Here is a 21,011-nt window from a genome sequence, read left to right as displayed (position 1 = left end):
CAGGCAGCGCCGGCCGACGGTCAGCGAGAGGCGCGCTTGGGACGAGGAAGGTGAGGAACGCCCATAGGAGGCGTTTTACGCGGCGCAGCTTCGCCCGTCACTACAACAGGCTCGGTTTCGAGCAAACAGCGCTTCAAGAATTCGGCTTCCTCGGCCGTCAGCCGGCGGCCCGAGCCGGAGGAACGGATCTCACGCGTCGTATCCGCAGAATCAACCATCTAGAACTCCCCTCGAAGTCGCGGCAGAATGGCCGCGGCCCAATGCCGGCGCGACTCTCTCTTCTCGCCCGGCGGCGACCGCCACGTTCACGTCGCACGCGTCGCCTCGATGCATACTATGCGATGTTTCCTCCGTCTTTTCGCATGAAGACGAGAATCGCGACCGACGGCCGTTTTCAACCGACGACGGCGGAGAAACGAGCCGGGACGGCGGCAAGCGGAAGCCGCATGAAAAGCCCTCTTCCCGCAAAACGATGTCGCCTTCGCAACGCTTTATCGCAGCAAAGTGCTGTATCATTGGCGCGCATGTACGAACCGTCGCCGCGGCAAGAAAAACTCCGCGCGACCCAGAACGAAAGGAACTCCATGGCAGAAGAACGCCCCATCATCGGGGTCGACGACCGCGTGCCCGTGGCAAAAGCGATTCCTCTGGGCATCCAGCATTTCATGAGCATGTTCGGCTCGACCGTACTCGTGCCGTTTCTCACCGGGCTTTCGCCGTCTTTGGCCATCATGTGCTCGGGTATCGGCACGATTCTCTACCTCCTGGTCACGAAAGGTAAAATTCCCAGCTACCTGGGATCGTCTTTCGCATTCATCACGCCTATCGCGATGGTGGCGCAAAGCCAAGGCGTCGGAGCCGTCGGCGGCGCGCTCATCGTGACAGGCCTGGTGTATGTGATCGTGGCTGGCATCATCAAAGTCGCGGGAACGGGCTGGCTCGATTTCATCCTGCCTGCCCCCGTCGTCGCTCCCGTCATCGTGGTCATCGGATTGGGACTGTCGGCGACAGCCATCAAGATGGCCTTCTTCAACGGCGGCTACGATTCGGGCGTGCCGTTCAATTACGAAGGCTTCGCCGTCGCGGCGCTCACGCTTGCCGTATCCATCGTCTTTTCCACATGCTTCCGCGGATTCTGGTCCACCATCCCGGTGCTCATCGGCGTCACGGCCGGATACATCGCCTCCTGCTTCGTCGGCCTGGTCGATTTCCAGCCCGTGATCGATGCCGCCTGGATCGGCCTTCCCACCCTCACGGCTCCGACATTCGACCTGGGCGCCATCATCTTGATCGCCCCCGTCGCGATCGTCATCATCATCGAGCATATCGGGCATCTTCTGGTAGTGGGAGAAGTGGTCGGGAAGAACTACAACGACATGCTTCCCCGCTCGCTTCTCGGCGACGGCCTGTCCACGATGCTTTCGGGCTTCCTGGGCGGCACCCCCACCACCACGTACGCCGAAAACATCGGCGTCATGAGCGCCACGCGCGTCTATTCCACGCAGATCTTCTGGTATGCGGGCGGCATCGCCTTGCTCGTAGGCGGCTTCTGCCCCAAGATCGAAGCGCTCATCAATTCCATCCCCACTTCGGTCATGGGCGGCGTGAGCCTTTTGCTGTTCGGCCTGATCGCTTCGAACGGCCTGCGCATGCTGGTAAGCAACCGCGTCGATTTCAGCAAGGCACGCAATCTCATGATCGTCTCGGCCGTGCTGGTGGTGGGCGTCGGCATGGAAACCGCCGGCATCAAGATCCCCGTAGGCGTATACGAACTGCCGGGCATGGCGACGAGCGCCATTATCGGCGTGGTGTTGAACCTCTGTCTTCCTAAAGAGACCGTCGCCGATGACACCTACCCTGCCGGCTCCGCAGGCGGCGACGTGTAGACGACAGGCGTCGCGCCCGAAACGAAAAGCGCCCTCTCCCCGACGTTCGAACGACGCAAGGGCGGGGCGCTTTTTCGCGCACCGAAGATGCATTATGCGGGAACGAAGAAAACCCAGAACGCGAAGGCGGCAAGCGGCAACCCCGCCAAGAACAGGACGACCGCCGCGACGGCGATCCATACGAAGGATCCTCCTCCGGCGCCGCGCTTGCTGCGCAAGCATGCGAAAACGACGCCGAGCACGACGGCCGCGACCATGCATCCTGCTCCGAAAAAACCCGTCAAAGCGACTGCAAGCCCGAAAACCAGCATGCCGCCCATCACGAACGTGAAGCAACCTCCCACACCGCCGCCTTTCTTCGCACCGATTTCGCACGCTCTTGACGCAGGCGTTTCATTACGGACCCAGAATAACCCACGAAGAATTATCAGAGCGCAGGCCGGACGCGACAGCGTCATTCGGCCTGGACGAAAGGGGCGACGATGAGACCTTCTCTGGCAGGCGTCGGATTCATCTTCGACTGCGATGGAACGCTGCTCGACACCATGGACGCATGGCTCTCCATGGAAGATACGTTCGCCGCACGGGTCGGCGGGCATATCGACTCCGCCATGCGCGAGAAGCTGTGCACCATGACCATGCCCGAAGAGGCCGTCTTTCTCCACGAGACGTTCGGCGTGGGCGACTCCCCCGCCGCCCTCGAAGCCGAAATCGACGAATACTTCATGAGCTACTACAGCGAGCACGCGCAGGCGACGCCTGGCGCAGAAGCGCTGATCGAGGAGGTGCGGCGCCGCGACATCCCGTGCGCGATCGCGTCTTCAAGCCCGCACGCCTATCTGGAAGCCGGCCTGGGCCGCACGGGCCTTCTGGACGCGTTCGCATCGGTCTTTTCCACCGAAGACGTGAAAGCATCCAAGCGCGAACGCAAGATTTACGACGCCGCAGCCAAATCGATGAAGGCAGTTCCTGAATTGACCTGGTGTTTCGATGATGCGGTCTATGCGCTGCGCGCCATGAAGAAAGCAGGTTTCAAAACAGTGGGGGTCTATGACCGCGACACCTCGGGCACCGTCGAGCAGCTGCGCGATACGGCCGATACGACGGTCCTCACGCTCGAAGACGTCGATATCGACGAACTTCTCGCGTTGCAGGCCGCGCATCTCGCGGCATCGGCATAAGGTCGGCGCCGCAGCGCCGACGCAAGCGAAGGAGGGCCGCCCGAGCACCGTCGACCGGCCCTCCTTTCGATTCGCAGCCCATGTCTGCAAGATGCGGAGCATCCCGTTATCCTGCGCAATACTCCCTCAACGCATCGCGCAGGAACCGAGCGCCGCCATCGATGCGTGCATCGTAATATGCGCGGAAACGCTCATCGGCGACATAGCCTTCCGCCAATGCCGCATGGGCTTCGCGCGTGTACATGCTGTCGGGCCAATACATTTTGAGCCACGCCTCGTGCATGGCGCAAAGTTCGCGCGCGTCGCGCCCACACACATCCTGCGTGCGCACGGCGACGGCGAGCTTGTCCAAGATGGCCGCCGCCAGGCTTTCGGCCGATTCCCACTGCCCCTCGTCCATCGCAAGGACCTTGTCGTTCGAGGCGTCGACCGCCGCATCGCCGTATGCTGCACGAACCTCGTTTCCGTACAATCGCTCGTTCTCTTCTACCGCAAGGCGTTTCATGCCTTCGAATCGTTCCGTATCGCTCATAGTCTCTCCTCGCTCCAAGCTTGCGATAGCCCGTTCGACCGATCGCATCATGGCTTCGGTCTGCTCGATGCGTCGCGCAAGCCTTTCCAAATGCTCATGCAGCGCGGCCCGTGCGTCGAAAGCGGGGTCGTCGAGCAAAGCCTTGATGTCCGCAAGAGCCACGCCCGCATCGCGATACAGCAGAATCTGCTGCAAACGCGCCGCATCCTGCGCGTCGTAGGCGCGATAGCCGTTCGACAGCCTCCGCGGGGAAAGCAGCCCCATCTCTTCGTAATAATGAAGCGTGCGCACGCTGACGCCCGAAAGCGCCGCGAACTCTTTGACGGCATAGCCCATCGCTTCCTCCTTGCCGTTTCGCTGCATTCTTGATTTCGGTCCGGACCGATGCCGGCGCACGCACGGCCCGCAGAACAGGGCGCATCCACGCCGACGCTTCGCAGTCTAGGCCATCACGCGACGTGAGGGTCAAGAGCGGGAACGGAAAAATCCAGCGGGCGGAATCGCGACCGAAGGCTGCCTGAAATACGCAAACCGGCCGGCGAGCGCGGCAATGTCCGCGTCGAATGATTATGATGAAACCCATATGGCACGCCGCCGAAAGGAGAATGCATATGAATCCGATGAATCCTTTGAACGAAAACCTCGAAACCATGTTCGCCACGCGTTTTACCTGCAAGCGCTACGACCCTTCTCGAGACGTCACGGACGAAGACATGCACACCATTTGCGAAGCTGCGCGCCTGTCGCCCAGCTCGTTCGGACTCGAACCCTGGAAGTTCTTGGTGGTCAAGAACTCCTCTCCGTTGACGGCCGACCTGCTTGAACGGGCCTGGGGCATGAAACGCAACGCCTCCTATACCGTGATTATCCTCGCCCGCAAGCACATGGAACCCGATAGCGACCATGTGAAGCACATGATGGCCGATATCCAAAACGCCACGCCGGAGAATATGGCCCAGCGACGGGATATGTTCGCCGCATTCCAGAAGAACGACCTCGGCGTAGCCGACGACCCGCGCCTGATGTTCGAATGGTCCTGCCGCCAATGCTACATCGCGCTAGCCAATATGTTGACCACCTGCGCGCTCCTGCGTGTCGACGCCACCCCCGTCGAAGGCCTGAAATACGAAGAAATGAACGCCTTCCTCGCCGAGAAGGGGCTTATGGACCCCGACGAATTCGGCGTCGCCGTCATGATGCAAATCGGCTACCGCGACCCCTCGCACATCATGAACCCCAAGACGCGCCAAGCCCCTGCCGACATATTCACCTTCCTGGAATAGAGCCGCATCGACGATACGAAGGAGCATCATGCCCGAGCACGTCATCCACACGATCGAACCGGTCTTCGACCGAAATAGCAGCGTCCTCGTGCTCGGCAGCATCCCTTCGCCCAAAAGCCGCGAAGAAGGGTTTTTCTACGGACATCCACGCAACCGGTTTTGGCGGGTGCTCGCGGCGATATTCGATGAACCCGTTCCCGCCACGCCCGAAGACAAGCGCGATCTGCTGCTGCGCCGGCATATCGCGCTGTGGGATGTGATCGCCTCGTGCGATATCGAGGGGGCAAGCGACGCGAGCATCCGCAACGCCGAGCCGAACGACCTGGGGCGCATCTTTTCCGTCGCCGATATCGAGGCCGTCTTCGCCACGGGCGCGAAAGCGGGCGACCTATACGCGCGCCTGTGCGAGAAACGTTTCGGCAGACCCTGCACCGTCCTGCCCTCGACGAGCCCCGCAAACGCGAAAGAGAGCATCGAATCGCTGACGAGCGCCTACGCCGATGCGCTGCACGGGCACCTGCGACCCTTCGAGGCGCCCGTGCTCGATGTGGCACGCGTCGCGGAACTCGAACGCCTGATCGAACAGTCGGGCACCTCGCTCGCTACGCTCATGCGCCGCGCGGGGTACGCACTCGCACGCGAAGCGCGCCGCGCGGTCGAAGCGACGGGATGCGGCGCCGATGCGCGCGTCGCGATCCTCTGCGGAAACGGCAACAACGGCGGAGACGGATGGGTGGCGGCGCGCGCGCTCGCCGAAGAGGGGTTCGGCGTCGATGTCGTCTGCGCGAGGCCGCCCGAGCGCCTGGACGCCCGCCCTGCACGCGAGGCCGCCCTGGAGGCGCAGGCCGCGCTCGCACGCCATCCGCATGCGCGCATCATTTCGAACCCCGACCCCTCATCGCTGCGCGCCGTGCTCGCGAACGCCCAAGTAGCAATCGACGCGCTGCTCGGCACCGGCTTCGAGCACGATACGGTGCGCGCGCCTTTCGACGACTGGATATCGGCCGTCTGCGACGCACGCTCCTGCGGCCTGCATGTCATAGCCGCCGATGTGCCGAGCGGCATGAACGCCCAGACAGGCAAAGCGGCGCGGCCTTGCATCAAAGCCGACGCAACCGTGACCATGATCGCTCCCAAGCCCGGTCTTGCCACCCCGTACGCGTTCGCCTTCTGCGGCATCGTGCGCGTCGCTTCGATCGCATATATCGAGCCGTTGCTCGACGGCCAAGGCGCGCATCCGGCCGAGCGAGAAGCCGCTAGAGCCGTCGCGCGCAACGCAGAGAACGCAGCGAAAACGAAGAGGAACGCCGAATTCTTCCGCGCCGAAGCGGAAGATGATGACGGATACGATCCGTATTCCGACCGAAATCCCGATCCCGAACCGCTTTTCGAACAGGACCCCTGGAGCTAGACGACCTAGAACGGCTATTCGGCGATTCGCTGTGCAAGCGATGCGAATTTCACGGGCGACCAGTCGTCTTCTCTGCAGCATGCGCCATCGAACATCCCCTCGACTGTAAGCGAGGCGGCGCGCTTCGCGTCGCCCATGGTATCGAGGTACAAAAGCGGCCCTTCGGCCTTCTCCCCCATCGTTTTCGCGAATGCGATGCGCACGGCGGCGATTCTTCCCATCACGAACAGCTCCTGATCAAGAGTATCGCCGCCACGCCACACGATTATAGTTCGACCTAGCGCGCGAGCGGGAATCGCAGCAACGATATCGTCGACCAAACCGTCGACCTCAGCGCCCGAAACCGAACCGAGGTCGCCTGCCTCGACCATGATAAAGGGCCCGCATTCGGAATCCACGCCTTCCCGCAAGCATCCGGAACGCAAATCGTCGATGCTGCAATCCAATACGGCCCCGACGTCGAACCCCTTGTCGGCAAGCGTCGAAACATCAGGCGAACGCAATGCACCATCGGCGCACCACGATACATCGGCTATCACAGGCGCCGCAAGGGACCGATCGGCCTCCAGGTCATCGAAAGCCGCCGCCATAGAAGCGACCTCTTCGCCGATCTGTTCGATATCCTTATTCCCATCGAAAAGATACAGCAGCTTCTTCATCGTTTTCTCCTTTCCGAAAACGGCCACGCGCGCGAACGCATACGATAACGTCGAAAGGGATGAAACCCGCAACAACAAAAAGGATGCCGGGCGCATCATGCCCGGCATCCTACCCCTATCGCAATCGACACGAAAGGCCGACCTTCGTCGCAACGTCTCGAAAACCTACTCGGTCCAAGCGGCGACGATGCTCTTCTGCTTGGCGAAGCAATACAGGCCCATCGCCAGGATGGCGACGAACATCACGAGAGCAACGGCGAACACTGCGTTGAATCCGAAGGAGCCGCCGATCCATGCCCAAATCAAGGAAGCGAAAGATGCGACCAGATTGAACACGGAGCTGATGCGAGAGTAGATCACGGAGTACTCACGCGTACCGAAAATCTGGCGAACCATGATCGGAACCAAGGTGACGGCAGTCGCATACATAAAGCCGAAGATGAAGGCGCCGCCGTAAAGGATGAATTCGGAAGCCGTGCCGAACCAGCAGAGCAGAACGCCGATGACTCCGCAAGAGAATGCGAAAATCAGCGTAGTACGGGCGTTCTTGTCCGCGAATCCCCCCAAAGCGACCTTGGCGATGGCCTGGCCGACCATCATGACGGTAGCCATGATGCCGCCGACGACCACGACGTCGAATGCGACGTCGGTCAACGACTTGGTGTAGGTCGGGAACTGCTGCGCAACCAGAATGGCGATATTGATAAGTCCCGCGAAGAGGCAGATCACATAAAAGACCGGGGACTTCATAGCGGCACTGGCGCTAAGGCCGCGAGGCTTGACGGGAGCGCCCGAGTCACCGACGGCGGTCGCACCGTAAGGACGAAGGCCGCAATCTTCGGGACGGCTCCGCACGCAGAACAAAGTGAAGGGAACCGACGTGACCAAAGCGATGACGCCCCAAATCATATAAATAGTATGGAAGTCCATGCCGCTCGTGGTAAGCGCGGTGAAAACGGAGGACCATACGGCGCCGCCGACGCCGGTCATGCACATGCAAATGCCGATGAAGAAACCGGCGCGCTCGGCGAACCAATTATTGATCAGCGTAGGAACCGCAAGCCACAGAAGAACGACTTCGCCGATGCCGAGCAGAATGCCCGCCGCATAGAAGAAGACAATCGAAGACGCCATGCTCATCAGAAGGAAGCCGGTGCCCACCAAGACGGCGCAAGCGGTCAACACGATGCGCGCGTCAACGGTCTGAAGAAGCTTGCCCGCGAAAGGCGAAGCGACCGTCATGGCAAGATACATGATGGTCACATAAAGAGCGAACGACGTCGTGGGGATATCGAGGGCCGTAGAAACGACCGGCTGGAACAGACCCCAGGTTGAGAAACACAATGCCGAACATCCGAATGTGATCATGATGCCCGTGAGAACAATGAGCATATGGCGAACGCTCATCTTCTCTTTCGTAGCCACTGCACTCAAGAGAAACCTCCTTCTCGTTCGCTCGAGCGGGCCGATTCCGCAATCGCCGATCGCCCGAGCCCTTTCACGTTATATTCATAATCGCGCCATTGTTCCTTCTTATGTATGGTCAAAGTGTCAATAGTAACCATTTGATTCAATAGTTTCTCTAATAAAAAGATATTACTGACTGAATATGTGACGAAAACCTAATATCCATTTACACATATTTATATATTTATCCTATTTATTTTTCTTTATCTATAGGATCAGCATGAAGAAGGCCCCGACAAATGCCGGGGCCTTCTATCGATTTCGTCTAACGCACCGCGATAAAGGACGAAACGCCTCCCTTATTTTTCGTATTTGTCCATAATCAACGGCGTTGCCACACGAACCATGATTTGGTCGGTACCCTCCGCGAGCTGGTTGCCGCGGCAATCTCGCCAAATGCGAGCGACCCTCGACTGCTCCGTATAGCCTTCGCTGCCGATCACCTGCATGGCATCCGAAGCGACTTGAGTGGCCGTCATGGGAATGAAACGCTTCATCAAAGCCGAAGATAGGCGCCCTTCTTCGGAACGCTCGTCGATCTGCCACGCCGTCTTATACAGTATGGAGCGCATAGCCTGCACACGCACCTCCATATCGGTGACAAGCTGAGCGATCTGCTGGAACTCGATGATGTTTCGACCGAAGCGCTTGCGCTTGCGCGCCGTGGCCACCGCATCTTCCAATGCGGCCTGGGCCATGCCCAAACACGACGCCCCTATGAATACGCGGCCCGTGTCAAGCAGCTTGAACAACGCGGGAAACGAAACCTCTCTCGTATTCAAGCGCCACTCGGGTTGCATCTCGACGTTGATGAACTTCATTGCGGCGAACGGCACCATGGCCTGACCGATTTTTTCGATCGGATACGCACGCACGCCCGGCGTATCGCTCGGAACGAGCCACAAAGACAGATGGGGGTATTTGCTCTCGGACGCGTCATCGGCATCGATCGCCGCCACCAATATATAGGGCGAATACTCTCCATTGAACACGAAGGATTTCTCCCCGTTGAGGAGAATGCGGTCGTCGACCGTGCGTACGGTCGTCTTGATGCCCATGACGTCAGAACCTGCATCGGATTCGGAGATGGCCACGGCGAACATGAGTCTTCCCTCGCTTCGATAAGTGGCGAGGAGCCTGCGCAGCGTATCGTCCGCAGCGAACCGTTCGACGATTTCGAGATCGAAGAAATCGTGCTGGAACGGCAACGTGGTGCCGGCGCAACGCGACAGCTCTTCGAGAATCAAAGCCTTAGACACAAGATCGTAGTGGGCGACGCCGAACTCGTCGACGAAATCGCAGGATCCGAAATAAACGTCGGCGAATTCGTGGACCACCTCGTCGGGCAGACCCTGCCCGGCGCACCAGCGCTTCACGCTTTCCGGGGTGAAAACACGTTCACCGAACGTACGGAAATTACGGGCGATTTCCTGCTGTTTTATACTCAAATTCAAATCCATGACCGTTCCTTTTCCGTGACGGTTTCGTATTACATTGTAAGAATAGTAAATTCAGGAAGGTTTTCGATATTCAATTTCCTGAAAATAGGTAAATGATAGCGGAATCATAGCTATTGCCATTCCGGAGAAAGGAGTCGCCATGGAAGATTATATCAAGCAGGGAGCACGCAACCACATTCACGACCTCGATGGTTTCGACGACATGGTCCTGACATCGCTCGAAGAGGGTCGCGCCGTCGTACAGGCTCATACGGGCACAGGATTCGCGAATACACGCTGCTTCGTCCACGGCGGCGTGCTCATGGCGCTTTGCGACATGACGACGAGCGCTGCGGTCTATTCGTACGGGAAACGCAACGTGACGCTCCAGTGCAACTTCAATTTCGTACACGGCGTCGACATCGACGACGATGCCCTGATGACATGCGAGGCGGTCGTCGTGCATAACGGCCGCCAGACCGTCGTCGTCGAAACGACGGTCAAAGACGCGAACGGGCGCGTTTGTGTACGCGCGACGTTTACCCAATTCGTCGTTCAAATCATGGGACCCGATGACGAACTGCCCATGACGCCCGCCCAAAAGGCGAGCATCTAGTCACAGAAGCTCTTTTTCGTCCTTTTTCTATCACTTGGCTCTATGGAAATCATCTATTCGAGACATAATTTTAGATATGTCCCTAATATATTTTGAAATAGTCTTTTTATCTGCAGTTATCTCAGCATTGTAAGAATAGTTTTTACCTAATTATAAATAATTGTCCATAGATAGCAGCAAACCAGAATAGGATGATAAATCCGTCCAGTAGTACACAGCAACACGGGATGTGGCATGAAAGGAGTCGCTATGCTCGTTAGTGAGAAACTGAATGGGTATGGTCCTCTCGCGGGAGTCAAGGTCGTCGAGCTCTGCGAATGGGTCGCAGCACCGGCAACCGTAAGGGTCCTGTCCGAGATGGGCGCTGAAATCATGAAGGTCGAACCCCTCTGGGGAGACGCCCAGCGCACCCAAGGTCCTGGATTCGGCTGCGAGCAGACCGAAGAGGAAGACCCCACGATCGACCTGAATAATACCAACAAGAACTGGATCGCGCTCAACCTCAAAGATCCCGAAGCCATGGAAGTCATGATGAAGCTTCTCTCCGAAGCCGATGTCTTCGTGAACAACTGGCGCGACAAGGCCCTTGTCAAGGTCGGTCTGGACTACAACAGCCTGAAAGAGAAATTCCCCACGTTGATTTGGGCTCAAATGCGCGGCTACGGCGAATACGGCCCCGAAAAAGACACGCCTGGCTTCGATGCCGTATGCTGGGCTGCCCGCGGCGGCGTTGCCAACGTCTTCCGCGAGGACGGCGAATCTCCCGCCATCCCGCCTCAGGCTTTCGGCGACTACAATGCCGCATCCATCCTTTCCGGCGGCATCCTCGCCGCCCTGTTCAACCGCACCCGCACCGGCAAGGGCGACAAGGTCGTCTGCAACCTGTACGGCGCTGCCATCTGGGGCGGCAATATCGGCGTCATGGCCACGCAGTTCGGTGCGCCTTACCCGAAATCCCGCCATCACGTGCCCAACCCGTTCAATAACACCTACAAGACCAAAGACGATAAGTGGATGCTCATCTGCATGCCGCAATACGATAAGTATTACAACATGATGATGGAGATTACGGGCAACAGCGAGCATATCGACCAGCCCGATACCTGCAACCTGCCCGCACTCAAGAAGTCGGAAAAGCAGCCTGAGGTCATCCAATGGCTTGAAAGCGCCTTCGTCACCAAGACTTTCGAAGAATGGGACGAAATCCTGCGTGAGCACGAGGTTCCGCATCAGAAATGCTTCCGCTACACCGACATCATCAAAGACGAGGAAGCCTACGACAACGACTCCCTGCGCTGGGTCGAATACGAAGAATTCGGCAAGAAGGCGTTGCCCATGTCTCCCCTTCGCTTCGATTCCGCCGGCGACCCGCCGGTCATCCTCTCCAAGCCGATCGGCTATCACACCGTCGAGATCATGAAGAATCTCGGCTATGACGATGAAAAGATCGCCGCGATGGAGGAAAACGGCGGCATCAAATGCTGGCACGGCAAAGAGCTCCCCGACACCATCTTCAAGTCGAAGCGCCAGGAAGCCGGCGAAGCTGCTTGCAATTGGTAATCGCATCGATTACAGCCCTTTCTCAAGACGGGACCTTCGGGTCCCGTCTTTTGTTTCCGCCGTCGCACGATTCCGTCGCTGCACCGCCAATCCCTGCCCGGCCCCGAACCGCTTCCGCCGCCCCGACGCATCGGCACAAGACAACGCCGTCGCTCGTGACGAACCATGCGGCTTCGCCGCGGATTCGATTCATAGCGCACTGATTTTCGAAAAGAAAAGCGTATCGCCACATCCCGCAGGACAAGCGATACGCTCGCGATTCTTGCGATGCGACGTCGATCAGGAAAGCGACGTTATCATCGAAACCATGTCAGCGCCGAGTTGACGCGCGTACTCAAGCGCCACCGGATCCAATGCCGCGCTCTTTCGGTACTCGACCCCGCCCCCTTCGGTGAAAGCCTTCGCCTGCGTGCCTAAAACCTGGGAGGCACGAACGGGTCCCGTCGGCCGCGGATTTACGACGATCATTTCATGTGTCGCGCAGAAATCCCTTAGTGCGGCACCTGCAGCCTCCCCACCGCAATTGCTCAGACCCGACGTGACCGCGACGCCGGCAACCTTGCCTTTCAACTGATTTTCGACCATATGGAGCGGACGCGTCCGGTCGATAAAGCACTTCATACGCGCACTCACATTAGAGAAATAATTCGGAGTGGCGAGCATGATCCCATCGGCGTTGCGCATCTTCATATACAGAGCATCCATATCGTCGTGAATGGCGCATGCCGTGCTTCGCAGACAAGAATTGCAACCGATGCAGTAATTGATATCGAGTTGGGCCAATTCGACCATCTCCACGGACGCCCCATGCTCCTCAGCGACGGCAAGAGCCTCCCTCAACAGCGCAGAGGTCGATTTCCCCGCACGGTGGCTGCCGTTGATGCCGACGATATTCATCATCTCTCCTTTCCCGATAAAAAAGGGCGCCGAAAAGGGCGCCCTTTCTCTCGATGCTCGCAAGCGGTCTTTTACATATTGTGGAATGCGTACTTGTCGGGGTTCGCCTTCACGTCTTCTTTGTTGTGGGGGTTCATCTTGAGCGTGCCCATGATGCCGTCCTGGGTGTTGGAGGCAAGAACCTGGTTGCGGTTCTCCATGCGGATGACGTTCTCGAAGCTGGTGCCGTCGAGAGAGGCCTGCAGGCATTCCTTGGTCAGGCGCAAACCGAACGGGGCGGTAGAAGCGCAGATTTCTTCGGCCAGCTTGACAGCCTCTTCGACGACGTCGTCGTCGGCGACGACCTTGTTCGCGAAGCCCCACTCGAGCAGCTCTTCGGCGCCATGGCGGGCAGGATTCATGAGAACCTGTGCGGCACGGGCATAGCCGATGATCTTGGGCAAGAAGAACGCGCCGCCCATGTCGGTGCCGGTATAGCCGATGGACAGGTAGCCCGCATTCATCTTGAAGGACTCGCCCAGGATACGCATATCGCATGCGCAGGAGATGGACAGGCCGCCGCCGACGGCATAGCCCTTGAGAGCGCCGATGATCGGCTGCTCGCAGCGACGCATGTTGACGATCTGGTCGGAGCACATACGCTGCATGATATAGAAGTCACGCTGGATACGACCCATGTCCGCGGGAGGCTCGAGCGCGAGGTCGTTCAGGTTGAAGCCTGCGCAGAAGGACTTGCCCTCGCCGGTCAGGACGATAACACGGCACTCATGGTCCATACGGACCTTGATGAGGAAGTCGTTGAACTCTGCCATCTGCTTGTAAGACATGGCGTTGAGATTGCCGGCGTCGTTGAATTTGCACACATACACCGGACCGCGCTTCTCGATGATGAGCTTTTCGTATTCGTACTCGAAAACGGGCAGATGGTAGCTTTCCTGATAAACGCTCATGGGTTCCACACTCCTTTGTTCCAATCAGTATGAGGAAACTCCCTGCTTCGAATTGTACGCACGGCGGTTTTATCTATCGACGGACAAATTATTCTTATTGTTGGCTTTATATGACTTCTTTTAAGAAATGCAGCACGATAAAATAGACCCGTGTTTTAGAAAACGAATTTGATGTTTGGACAAATATCAATATTTGTTTAAAAGATTGCATCAATGGTTTCGCTGCATTCGATTGATTTCGATACGGCGAAATAGGCGGTCTGCAATGCCCCGAACACGCGGAGAAGGAGGATTTATGGGCAAGCTGACGAAAGAAGAATTCAAAGACTACCTCAAGAAGGTACGCGCCCTCGCCGAGGGGCCCTTCGAGGAAATGCAGAAAGAAGTCGAGGTCACGAACAAGTTTCCCGAAGAATTCTTCGAGCTCGCACGCAAGAACGACCTCTATCGCTACGCGCTGCCCGAGGAGTACGGCGGCTGGGGCTTCAGTGAAAAGGAAATCCTGCAGGTCCAGGAAGAGTTCTCGCGCGGACCGGGCGGCATGCGCATGCATCTGCACTATGCAGCCGACCTGAACTGGCGCATCCTCGACGATTACGGCTGCGAGGAGCTCAAGGCCGAATACATGCCCAAGTTCCAAGACAAGAGCATCTTCACCAACTTCGCCTTGACCGAACGCACCGGCGGAACCGGCGCCGACGTCCACACCACCGCGGTGAAAGACGGCGAAGGCAACTACATCCTCAACGGCGAGAAGTGGCTCATCTCCCACACCGACTGCTCCCAATTCTCGTACGTGATAGCCGTCACCGATCCTGAAAAGCAGGGAGACGAACGCCTGAGCGCGTTTTTCGTCCCTATGGACAAGCCCGGATTCGAACTCATCCCTATGCCTCACATGATGGGATGCCGTGGCGCAGGCCATGCCGGCCTGAAGTTCACGAACGTGAAGCTCGAACCGAAATACCTGCTCGGAAAAGAAGGACAGGGCATGGAAATCGCCATGCACTCGCTGGCTGTTTCGCGCGTCCACATCGCCGACTCCAATCTCGGCATGGCCCAACGCATGCTCGAAATGTCGATCGCCCGTTCGCGCGACCGCATCACGTTCGGCAAGCCCATCTCGAGCCGCCAGGCCATCAAAATGAAGATCGCCAATATGGCGGCTTATGTCCATGCCCTTCGATGCATGGTCATCGATTTCGCCGAAGATTACGATATCGATCCGCATGGGCCGATGATCAACGAGAAGGCGGCCATGTGCAAGCTCGTCTCGATCGACACGGTACGCATGGTCTCAGACGAAATGCTCGAGATCTTCGGCGGCGATGGGTATTTCGAAGACTCGCCATACGGGCCGACCGAACGCCTGTATCGCGATGCTCGCGCCCTCTTCCTCGAGGAAGGCTCTCCCACCATCCAGCGCATCACCATCGCACGCGATGTATACAAAAGAGACGGGTATCTCGAATACCTCGATTGGATTGCAGGGGGCAATCTGGACTAGCGATCGACCTTCAGGATAATCTTGGGGAAGTAGTCCTGGAGAAATATCGCGGGGGTCGCACGAAGGCGATGCGGCCCCCGCGCGCAGTCGTTTCTTTCCAGCCGAAGGAGCAAAGGAATGATTACCGATTTCCATATCGATGAAAATCGTAAGCAGGAGTATTACAAAAAGGGATACTGGGGGACCGACACCATCGCCGACGCGTGGAGCAAGCAGGTCCGACGCTACGGAAACAAGGAATACGTACGCGACAACTACTGCAAATACACTTATGAAGAAGTAGACCGGGCCGCCACGCGGCTCGCCGCATGGCTCGAAGACCAAGGTGTCGAACGGGGCGATGTCGTCACCATCCAGCTTCCGAACTGGTGCGAATTCACCATTTTGATGTACGGCGTGTATAAGGCCGGGTGCGTTTTGCACCCCCTGCCGAAAAGCTTCAACGAAGAAGACCTCGTCAGGGCCATGAACCTGGTCGATTCGAACGTCTTGATCTGCCCTACGTTCTCGCACAAAACCGACTACGAACAGCAGGCGCTCAATATCAAGGATAGCGTCCCCACGATCAAGGCCATCTTGCTTGTGGACAAATGCGCTCCCGAGCACAGCGACCTTCCGACGCTTACGAAAGTTCTGAAGAACACCCCCGAACGCGACATCGCCTCAAGCGCGTCTTCGGACGATATCGCCTGCATCCTTTCCACGTCGGGAACCACCGGCGTACCGAAAGCGGTCATGCTCACGCACAACAACATCATATTCTCCGAACGCTCCATGGTAGAAGCATTCGGACTGGGCGAAGACGACGTCGCCTATATGCCCTCGCCGCTCAGCCACGCCACGGGAATTTTCCACGGGCTCGTCACGCCGATGCTTTCCGGAGGAAGCATCATCCTGGAAGAGGAATTCCGTGCCATTTGCGCCGTTCCGCATATCAACGCCTGCAGGGTGACTTGGTGCATGTCGGCCACCCCGTTCGTCTACGACATCCTGAACTTCCTCGACGACTACGGCACGGAGCTCTCCACGATGCGCTTGTTCATGTGCGGCGGCGCGCCCGTTCCCGCATCGCTGATAGAACGCGCACATAGCCACGACATCCTTTTGTGCGAAATCTACGGTTCGACCGAAAGCTGTCCGCATGTCTACGTCCCCAAGGACGAATGCCTTGCATGGAACGGGTCTTGGTCGGGCATTCCTTTCGACGGCATCGAAATACGCATCGTCGACGAAGAAGGAAACGATGTCGAGCCCGGCATCCAGGGCGAAGAGCTCTCGCGAGGACCGCATCTGTTCGTCGGATACCACAAAAACAAAGAAGCCGACAAGCGCGCCCTCACCGACGACGGATGGTTCCGCAGCGGCGACTTGGGATATATCGACGAAAACGGACGCCTGCGCATCAACGGGCGTAAAAAAGAGATCATCATCCGAGGTGGAGAAAACATCTCGGCAAACGAAATCGATGCCCACATTCTCGGCTGCCCCGGCGTCGGCGACCATGCCACCATCGGCATGCCCGACGAGCGTCTCGGAGAGCGCATCTGCACCTTCATCGTAGCGAAGCCCGGCTGCGAGCCCCCCACCAAAGAGGCCGTCATCGAGCACCTCAAGGCCCAACACGTGCAAAAACGCCTCTGGCCCGAACGTGTCGAGCTCATCGAGCGCATTCCGCGCACATCCACCGGCAAAATCAGACGATTCGTCTTGCTGGAAGAAATCAAGCATCGCATGGCGCAAGACGACCGATAAGCGACTCGCTTCCCACATTCGCCGCTTCCGGTCGGAAGCGGCGAAACGCATCGTTTGAAACGCACGGCCGCATGGAGACGCCCATGCGGCCGTCATGCCGTCAGGAAAGCCACGCCCTGAAACGTAAGAAAGGAGGCCGCGATGTATGGGCCCACAAGAACGCGCGCGACATGGAAGCCGCGCGTCGGCGAAGGCGACCTCGCTTTTTTCGAAACAGACGACGGCGTCCTGGCGCTCGGCCTCCACGGCGCACGCTCGGGACGATACGACGGCACTGACAGATCGAACGTTTTTTCGCCTGATTATCTCCTCATCGACGGAAAAGAAACGATGGAGTTCGCAGAAACCGCGCCGGATGTCGAGCGTTTCCACATAGGGTTCGACATCGTCGGGGGATTCGAGAACAATGCGATCAGGGTTTTCTGGCCAGACGACGAGCATCCTCGCTGGATCGCGCTCAAGACCTTCACCGGATTCCAGGTGAAATATCCGCAACCCGGCAAACGGCCTCCCGTCGTTTTCGCGCTTGCCGACGAAGACGCCTACTGCTACTGCAACGAAACCCCTTGCAGACGATGCTCGTTCAACTGCAAATCAGGGTTCATCCTCTATGCGCTTTACGAGGGAGCAGGCATCGTCCGCGTCCCCATAGAGCGCGCATCGAACGACTGATTTCGTCGAAAGGACCCTCCCATGCCCCGTATGTACAACCCTGTCATAGACGTCTCCTGCCCGCTCGCGGTCGATGACGCGCTTCTTGAGAAGGTGTATCGCACGCTTGATGCGAGCCCCGCTACCGACCTGGGGTCGCGCATAGCGCCCATCCTTTCATCGTGCGCTGCGGCCGCCGACGCGAAAGGGGCCTACAAGCTATACAATCCCGCGATCTGCACGCTTCCTCCCGCCTATACCGAACCGGCGATCAAGCTGGTTGGCACGATGATGGTCCTGCATGGACGCACGGCATACGAGAAGCTCGACAAAGCCAAGCACTGCGCGCTCCTTGCCGCAACGCTTGGACTCGATGAAAGCGCCCTGAAAGCCGGCATCGCGCACGACCGCGACGACGAAATCGTCGTCGATGCATGCCTCGATGCGCTGCTCGAACGCTGCGGCAACATGGTGGGCAACGCCATCACCGAAACCGCCATGTCCCGAGAGCTCTACACCGACGACCTTCTTCGCTTCGGCGACGAAGGCTTTCCCGAAGGCCAGCTTTCAGACATCCTTTTCTATACCAAGGCAGAAGACAAACTCGGGTTGTCGATCGACTCTTCGGGAGAGACGACGAAGATCGCTCCCCCACACAGTCTCGTCGGGATGATAGCGCTCTTCGATCCGTCGAAAGGCAAGAAACGCTCCTGCGCGCTATGCCATTATCGCGAGTTCTGCAACATCCGTGCAATCGGCCTGACCTGCCACGGTCGAAAAAGAACATTCAAAGACGAGTGAGCATGCATGCGGCGCGAATGCGTTCGCATAGCGAGCGGCCGTCCTCGGTTTTCGACCCGAAGACGGCCGCTCGCCCGAAAGTCGAAATGAAACTTCGACGATTCCTTGGAAAATCAGAACAGGGCTTTTTCATTTAGATAGTCGATCTGGGCCGCCAAGCTCATCTTGGCGGCCTCGTATAGGCATTCGTCCTCTATGTCGGCATACACATGCCGTGCCACGATCTCGACATCGCAGCTCCCGGCCTCCTCCATAGCTCGCCGCACCTCGTCGAGACGCTTAAGGCGGTGCTCGATGTAGTCGTCGATTCGGCCGAGCGCAAAGGATGCGTCCATGGCCTCGCGATGACCGGGAAGCACCGCGCCTACGACACCTCGCTCTAAGAGGGCTCGTATTCGAGAAAGCGTATCGAAATAAGCGGCCAAGTCGCCATCGGGAGAAGAAATCACGGACCATCCGCGCGAAAAGAAGATATCGCCGCTGATCAACGCGCGGTCGTCATCGAGAAGCAACGCGACGGAATCGGAAGAATGCCCCGGCAAAGAGATTGCATGCGCTTCCACCTCGCCTCCACAGAGAAACACCGCGCCGTCGTCGAGCGTGGAATCGGCTTTGGAAAGAACGCGCGAGCCATGCGAGCGGACGAGAGAGTCGACTCCCGCCACATGATCGGGATGGGCATGAGTCACTACCACTTCGGCGATATCCGCACCGCGCGAACGCACGAAGTCCTCAATCGCGACGAGGTGCTCATCGTCGTCATGCCCGGGATCGACGACTGCACACGCTTCGGCTCCTGCAGGATGGACGATCCAGGTATTAGTGCCCTCGAAAGCCATCGGCGACGCGTTGCGCGCTCGAATGCAGAATACGTCGTCGAATACGCGATACGGCGTCTCGTAGGCGCATCGGAGGGCATCGGAGGGGAATACGGGTATCGCCGTGCTCCCCCCTGTCGCACGCGCGCTCATGGCAGCACGCATTCGAGCGTCATGGACTCGCCTTCGCCTGCGGCCTTAAACATGATTCGCCCGATGGCAGGATATTCGCCGAGCAGAGACTCCAAACTGCCCGCATGAACGCAGGTCTTCAGATTGTACGCCGTCGGGGGAACGACGCGCAGGCGACCCGCATCGCCTTCATCGAGCATCAGCCAGGGGTCGACCCAGTCCGAAGCCGTCGCCTCGCTCGTCATCAGATGAGGCTCCTGCCCCTCGGGAAGACGCGCCGCGAAAAAGAACGTGTCGTAGCGCCTGGGATGGAATTCCGGCGTGACCCAACGTGAGCGGGGGTGCAGAAAATCGGTACGAAGCGCAAGTCCGCACGATTCGAGAAGCCGAGAAAATGACAGCTCGTGAGCTTCGAGGGAGCGGCGCGCATCGAGCCAGAATGCGGAATCCGCCGCGGTATCGACGAAAGACGTCTCGTCACGGCCTGCAAGCAAGACGCCGCATTCCTCGAACAGCTCACGTGCCGCAGCGACGACCACCGCGCGCGCGGCCTCTTCCCCTATGCCGAGGCGATGCGCCCATTCGGATGCCGGCGGGCCCGCCCAGGCGACGACGGAAGCATCGTCTTCGCGAACGCTTCCTCCAGGAAACACCACGGCCTCGGGGACGAACGCCATCGTTTTCGCCCTCTTCATCATGAACACTTCAACCCCCGCATACGCATCCGCGCGCTCGCGCAGCAGCAGCACCGTCGCGGCCGGCTTGGGCATGACGGGAACGCCGCCCATCGCGACGAACTCCTCGACCAGCGAACGCTGCGACGCGGCAGGAATACGCACCGTCGAGCCCGATTCTATAGGCATGTCGGAAAGCTTGAACATGAGACCGCCTTTCGCACGAAAACCTTCTGCTTAGACAAGAAGGGCGCCGAAGCGCCCTTCTTTGAAAATCTCGCCTATGCCGAGATTCTTATTAGAGAGTCCACAGGTAGTCGGGATCGTCGACGCCCTTCTGATACTCCTTGAGAATGCCGCGACCGGCGATGTGAACCATGATTTCGACGGTGCCGCCACCGATCTGGAAACCGCGGCAATCGAGCATGAGGCGGGAGACGCGGGTCTCGTCGGTGAAGCCGAGACCGCCCATGAGCTGCAGCGCGCGAGAGCAGACATCGGTCAGGGCAGGCGCGCCATAGCGCTTCAGCAGTGCGGCGTCGTTGTTGACCCAGATGCCGTTGTCGAGCTTCCAGCAGGTGCGATACAGGAAGTTACGGGTGTTGGTCAGAGCGATCTGCATCTCGCAGATATGCTCCTGGACGAGCTGGAAGGTCTTGATGCCCTTACCGAACTGCTCACGCTCGGAAACCCAAGCGCAGGCGTCTTCCATGGCAGCCTGAGCCTCGCCGAGAAGCTCGGCCAGAAGCACGCAGCGCTCCCACTCGAAGTTCTTCATGAGCTGCAGGAAGCCCT

20 protein-coding genes are annotated in these 21,011 nt (G+C 58.5%); 10 read left to right on the top strand and 10 right to left on the bottom strand.

The window, feature by feature from the left end:
- Positions 1–584: 584 nt before the first annotated feature.
- A complete protein-coding gene (locus Q6E04_RS04865; protein WP_303249680.1) occupies positions 585–1,886 on the top strand; it encodes a solute carrier family 23 protein in 1,302 nt (433 codons plus the stop codon).
- A gap of 92 nt (positions 1,887–1,978) precedes the next feature.
- Here the strand turns inward: Q6E04_RS04865 and Q6E04_RS04860 are convergent, their stop codons facing one another.
- Positions 1,979–2,230 (bottom strand): hypothetical protein, encoded by a 252-nt coding sequence (locus Q6E04_RS04860; protein WP_303249679.1) that lies wholly within the window; start codon positions 2,228–2,230, stop codon positions 1,979–1,981.
- 138 nt (positions 2,231–2,368) lie between these two features.
- Between Q6E04_RS04860 and Q6E04_RS04855 the strand changes: the two genes are divergently transcribed.
- Positions 2,369–3,067: an HAD family phosphatase gene (locus Q6E04_RS04855; RefSeq protein ID WP_303249678.1), complete on the top strand. Its 699-nt coding sequence runs from the start codon at positions 2,369–2,371 to the stop codon at positions 3,065–3,067.
- A gap of 106 nt (positions 3,068–3,173) precedes the next feature.
- On the opposite strand, the gene Q6E04_RS04850 is transcribed toward Q6E04_RS04855, so the two are convergent.
- A complete protein-coding gene (locus tag Q6E04_RS04850; RefSeq protein WP_303249677.1) occupies positions 3,174–3,935 on the bottom strand; it encodes a MerR family transcriptional regulator in 762 nt (253 codons plus the stop codon).
- A gap of 275 nt (positions 3,936–4,210) precedes the next feature.
- Here Q6E04_RS04850 and Q6E04_RS04845 point away from each other — a divergent pair, with 275 nt between their 5' ends.
- Positions 4,211–4,882 carry an NAD(P)H-dependent oxidoreductase gene (locus Q6E04_RS04845; RefSeq protein ID WP_303249676.1) on the top strand — a complete coding sequence of 224 codons (672 nt, stop codon included), beginning with the start codon at positions 4,211–4,213 and terminating at the stop codon, positions 4,880–4,882.
- Between the two features lie 28 nt (positions 4,883–4,910).
- The gene (locus Q6E04_RS04840; protein WP_303249675.1) at positions 4,911–6,293 is read left to right on the top strand and encodes an NAD(P)H-hydrate epimerase; all 1,383 of its coding nucleotides are present in this window, start codon (positions 4,911–4,913) and stop codon (positions 6,291–6,293) included.
- A 14-nt stretch (positions 6,294–6,307) separates the two neighbouring features.
- Here the strand turns inward: Q6E04_RS04840 and Q6E04_RS04835 are convergent, their stop codons facing one another.
- The 3 genes from Q6E04_RS04835 to Q6E04_RS04825 all read right to left on the bottom strand — a co-directional run bounded on the left by Q6E04_RS04835 (position 6,308) and on the right by Q6E04_RS04825 (position 9,879).
- Complete coding sequence (locus tag Q6E04_RS04835) at positions 6,308–6,952, bottom strand: hypothetical protein (RefSeq protein WP_303249674.1); 645 nt, start codon at positions 6,950–6,952, stop codon at positions 6,308–6,310.
- 165 nt (positions 6,953–7,117) lie between these two features.
- Positions 7,118–8,377 (bottom strand): CynX/NimT family MFS transporter, encoded by a 1,260-nt coding sequence (locus Q6E04_RS04830; RefSeq protein WP_303249709.1) that lies wholly within the window; start codon positions 8,375–8,377, stop codon positions 7,118–7,120.
- A gap of 341 nt (positions 8,378–8,718) precedes the next feature.
- Entirely contained in the window at positions 8,719–9,879 is a 1,161-nt protein-coding gene (locus tag Q6E04_RS04825; RefSeq protein ID WP_303249673.1) for an acyl-CoA dehydrogenase family protein, read from the bottom strand.
- A gap of 139 nt (positions 9,880–10,018) precedes the next feature.
- Here Q6E04_RS04825 and Q6E04_RS04820 point away from each other — a divergent pair, with 139 nt between their 5' ends.
- Positions 10,019–10,474 carry a PaaI family thioesterase gene (locus tag Q6E04_RS04820; protein WP_303249672.1) on the top strand — a complete coding sequence of 152 codons (456 nt, stop codon included), beginning with the start codon at positions 10,019–10,021 and terminating at the stop codon, positions 10,472–10,474.
- Between the two features lie 249 nt (positions 10,475–10,723).
- Complete coding sequence (locus Q6E04_RS04815; RefSeq protein WP_303249671.1) at positions 10,724–12,034, top strand: CaiB/BaiF CoA-transferase family protein; 1,311 nt, start codon at positions 10,724–10,726, stop codon at positions 12,032–12,034.
- Positions 12,035–12,313: 279 nt separating this feature from the next.
- On the opposite strand, the gene Q6E04_RS04810 is transcribed toward Q6E04_RS04815, so the two are convergent.
- Entirely contained in the window at positions 12,314–12,934 is a 621-nt protein-coding gene (locus Q6E04_RS04810) for a flavodoxin family protein (RefSeq protein ID WP_303249670.1), read from the bottom strand.
- Between the two features lie 68 nt (positions 12,935–13,002).
- Positions 13,003–13,881 carry an enoyl-CoA hydratase/isomerase family protein gene (locus Q6E04_RS04805; protein WP_303249669.1) on the bottom strand — a complete coding sequence of 293 codons (879 nt, stop codon included), beginning with the start codon at positions 13,879–13,881 and terminating at the stop codon, positions 13,003–13,005.
- 295 nt (positions 13,882–14,176) lie between these two features.
- Here Q6E04_RS04805 and Q6E04_RS04800 point away from each other — a divergent pair, with 295 nt between their 5' ends.
- The 4 genes from Q6E04_RS04800 (at position 14,177) to Q6E04_RS04785 (ending at position 18,592) form a co-directional block, all read left to right on the top strand.
- On the top strand, positions 14,177–15,388 hold the full coding sequence (locus Q6E04_RS04800) for an acyl-CoA dehydrogenase family protein (RefSeq protein WP_303249668.1): 1,212 nt from the start codon (positions 14,177–14,179) through the stop codon (positions 15,386–15,388).
- 117 nt (positions 15,389–15,505) lie between these two features.
- Entirely contained in the window at positions 15,506–17,140 is a 1,635-nt protein-coding gene (locus Q6E04_RS04795) for an AMP-binding protein (RefSeq protein WP_303249667.1), read from the top strand.
- Positions 17,141–17,470: 330 nt separating this feature from the next.
- Positions 17,471–17,812, top strand: coding sequence for a hypothetical protein (locus Q6E04_RS04790; protein ID WP_303249666.1), 342 nt, complete (start codon positions 17,471–17,473; stop codon positions 17,810–17,812).
- 21 nt (positions 17,813–17,833) lie between these two features.
- Positions 17,834–18,592: a phage tail protein gene (locus Q6E04_RS04785; protein WP_303249665.1), complete on the top strand. Its 759-nt coding sequence runs from the start codon at positions 17,834–17,836 to the stop codon at positions 18,590–18,592.
- A 113-nt stretch (positions 18,593–18,705) separates the two neighbouring features.
- On the opposite strand, the gene Q6E04_RS04780 is transcribed toward Q6E04_RS04785, so the two are convergent.
- The 3 genes from Q6E04_RS04780 to Q6E04_RS04770 all read right to left on the bottom strand — a co-directional run.
- Positions 18,706–19,431 carry an MBL fold metallo-hydrolase gene (locus Q6E04_RS04780; RefSeq protein ID WP_303249664.1) on the bottom strand — a complete coding sequence of 242 codons (726 nt, stop codon included), beginning with the start codon at positions 19,429–19,431 and terminating at the stop codon, positions 18,706–18,708.
- Positions 19,432–19,559: 128 nt separating this feature from the next.
- Positions 19,560–20,423 carry an NUDIX hydrolase gene (locus Q6E04_RS04775; RefSeq protein ID WP_303249663.1) on the bottom strand — a complete coding sequence of 288 codons (864 nt, stop codon included), beginning with the start codon at positions 20,421–20,423 and terminating at the stop codon, positions 19,560–19,562.
- A 91-nt stretch (positions 20,424–20,514) separates the two neighbouring features.
- On the bottom strand, positions 20,515–21,011 hold a 497-nt coding region (locus Q6E04_RS04770; RefSeq protein WP_303249662.1), incomplete at its 5' end, for an acyl-CoA dehydrogenase family protein.

The sequence above is a fragment of the uncultured Slackia sp. genome (assembly GCF_959608125.1).
Classification (GTDB): domain Bacteria; phylum Actinomycetota; class Coriobacteriia; order Coriobacteriales; family Eggerthellaceae; genus Slackia.
Note: the sequence above shows the minus strand (reverse complement) of the source record. Positions and strands in the feature narration are given on the sequence as shown.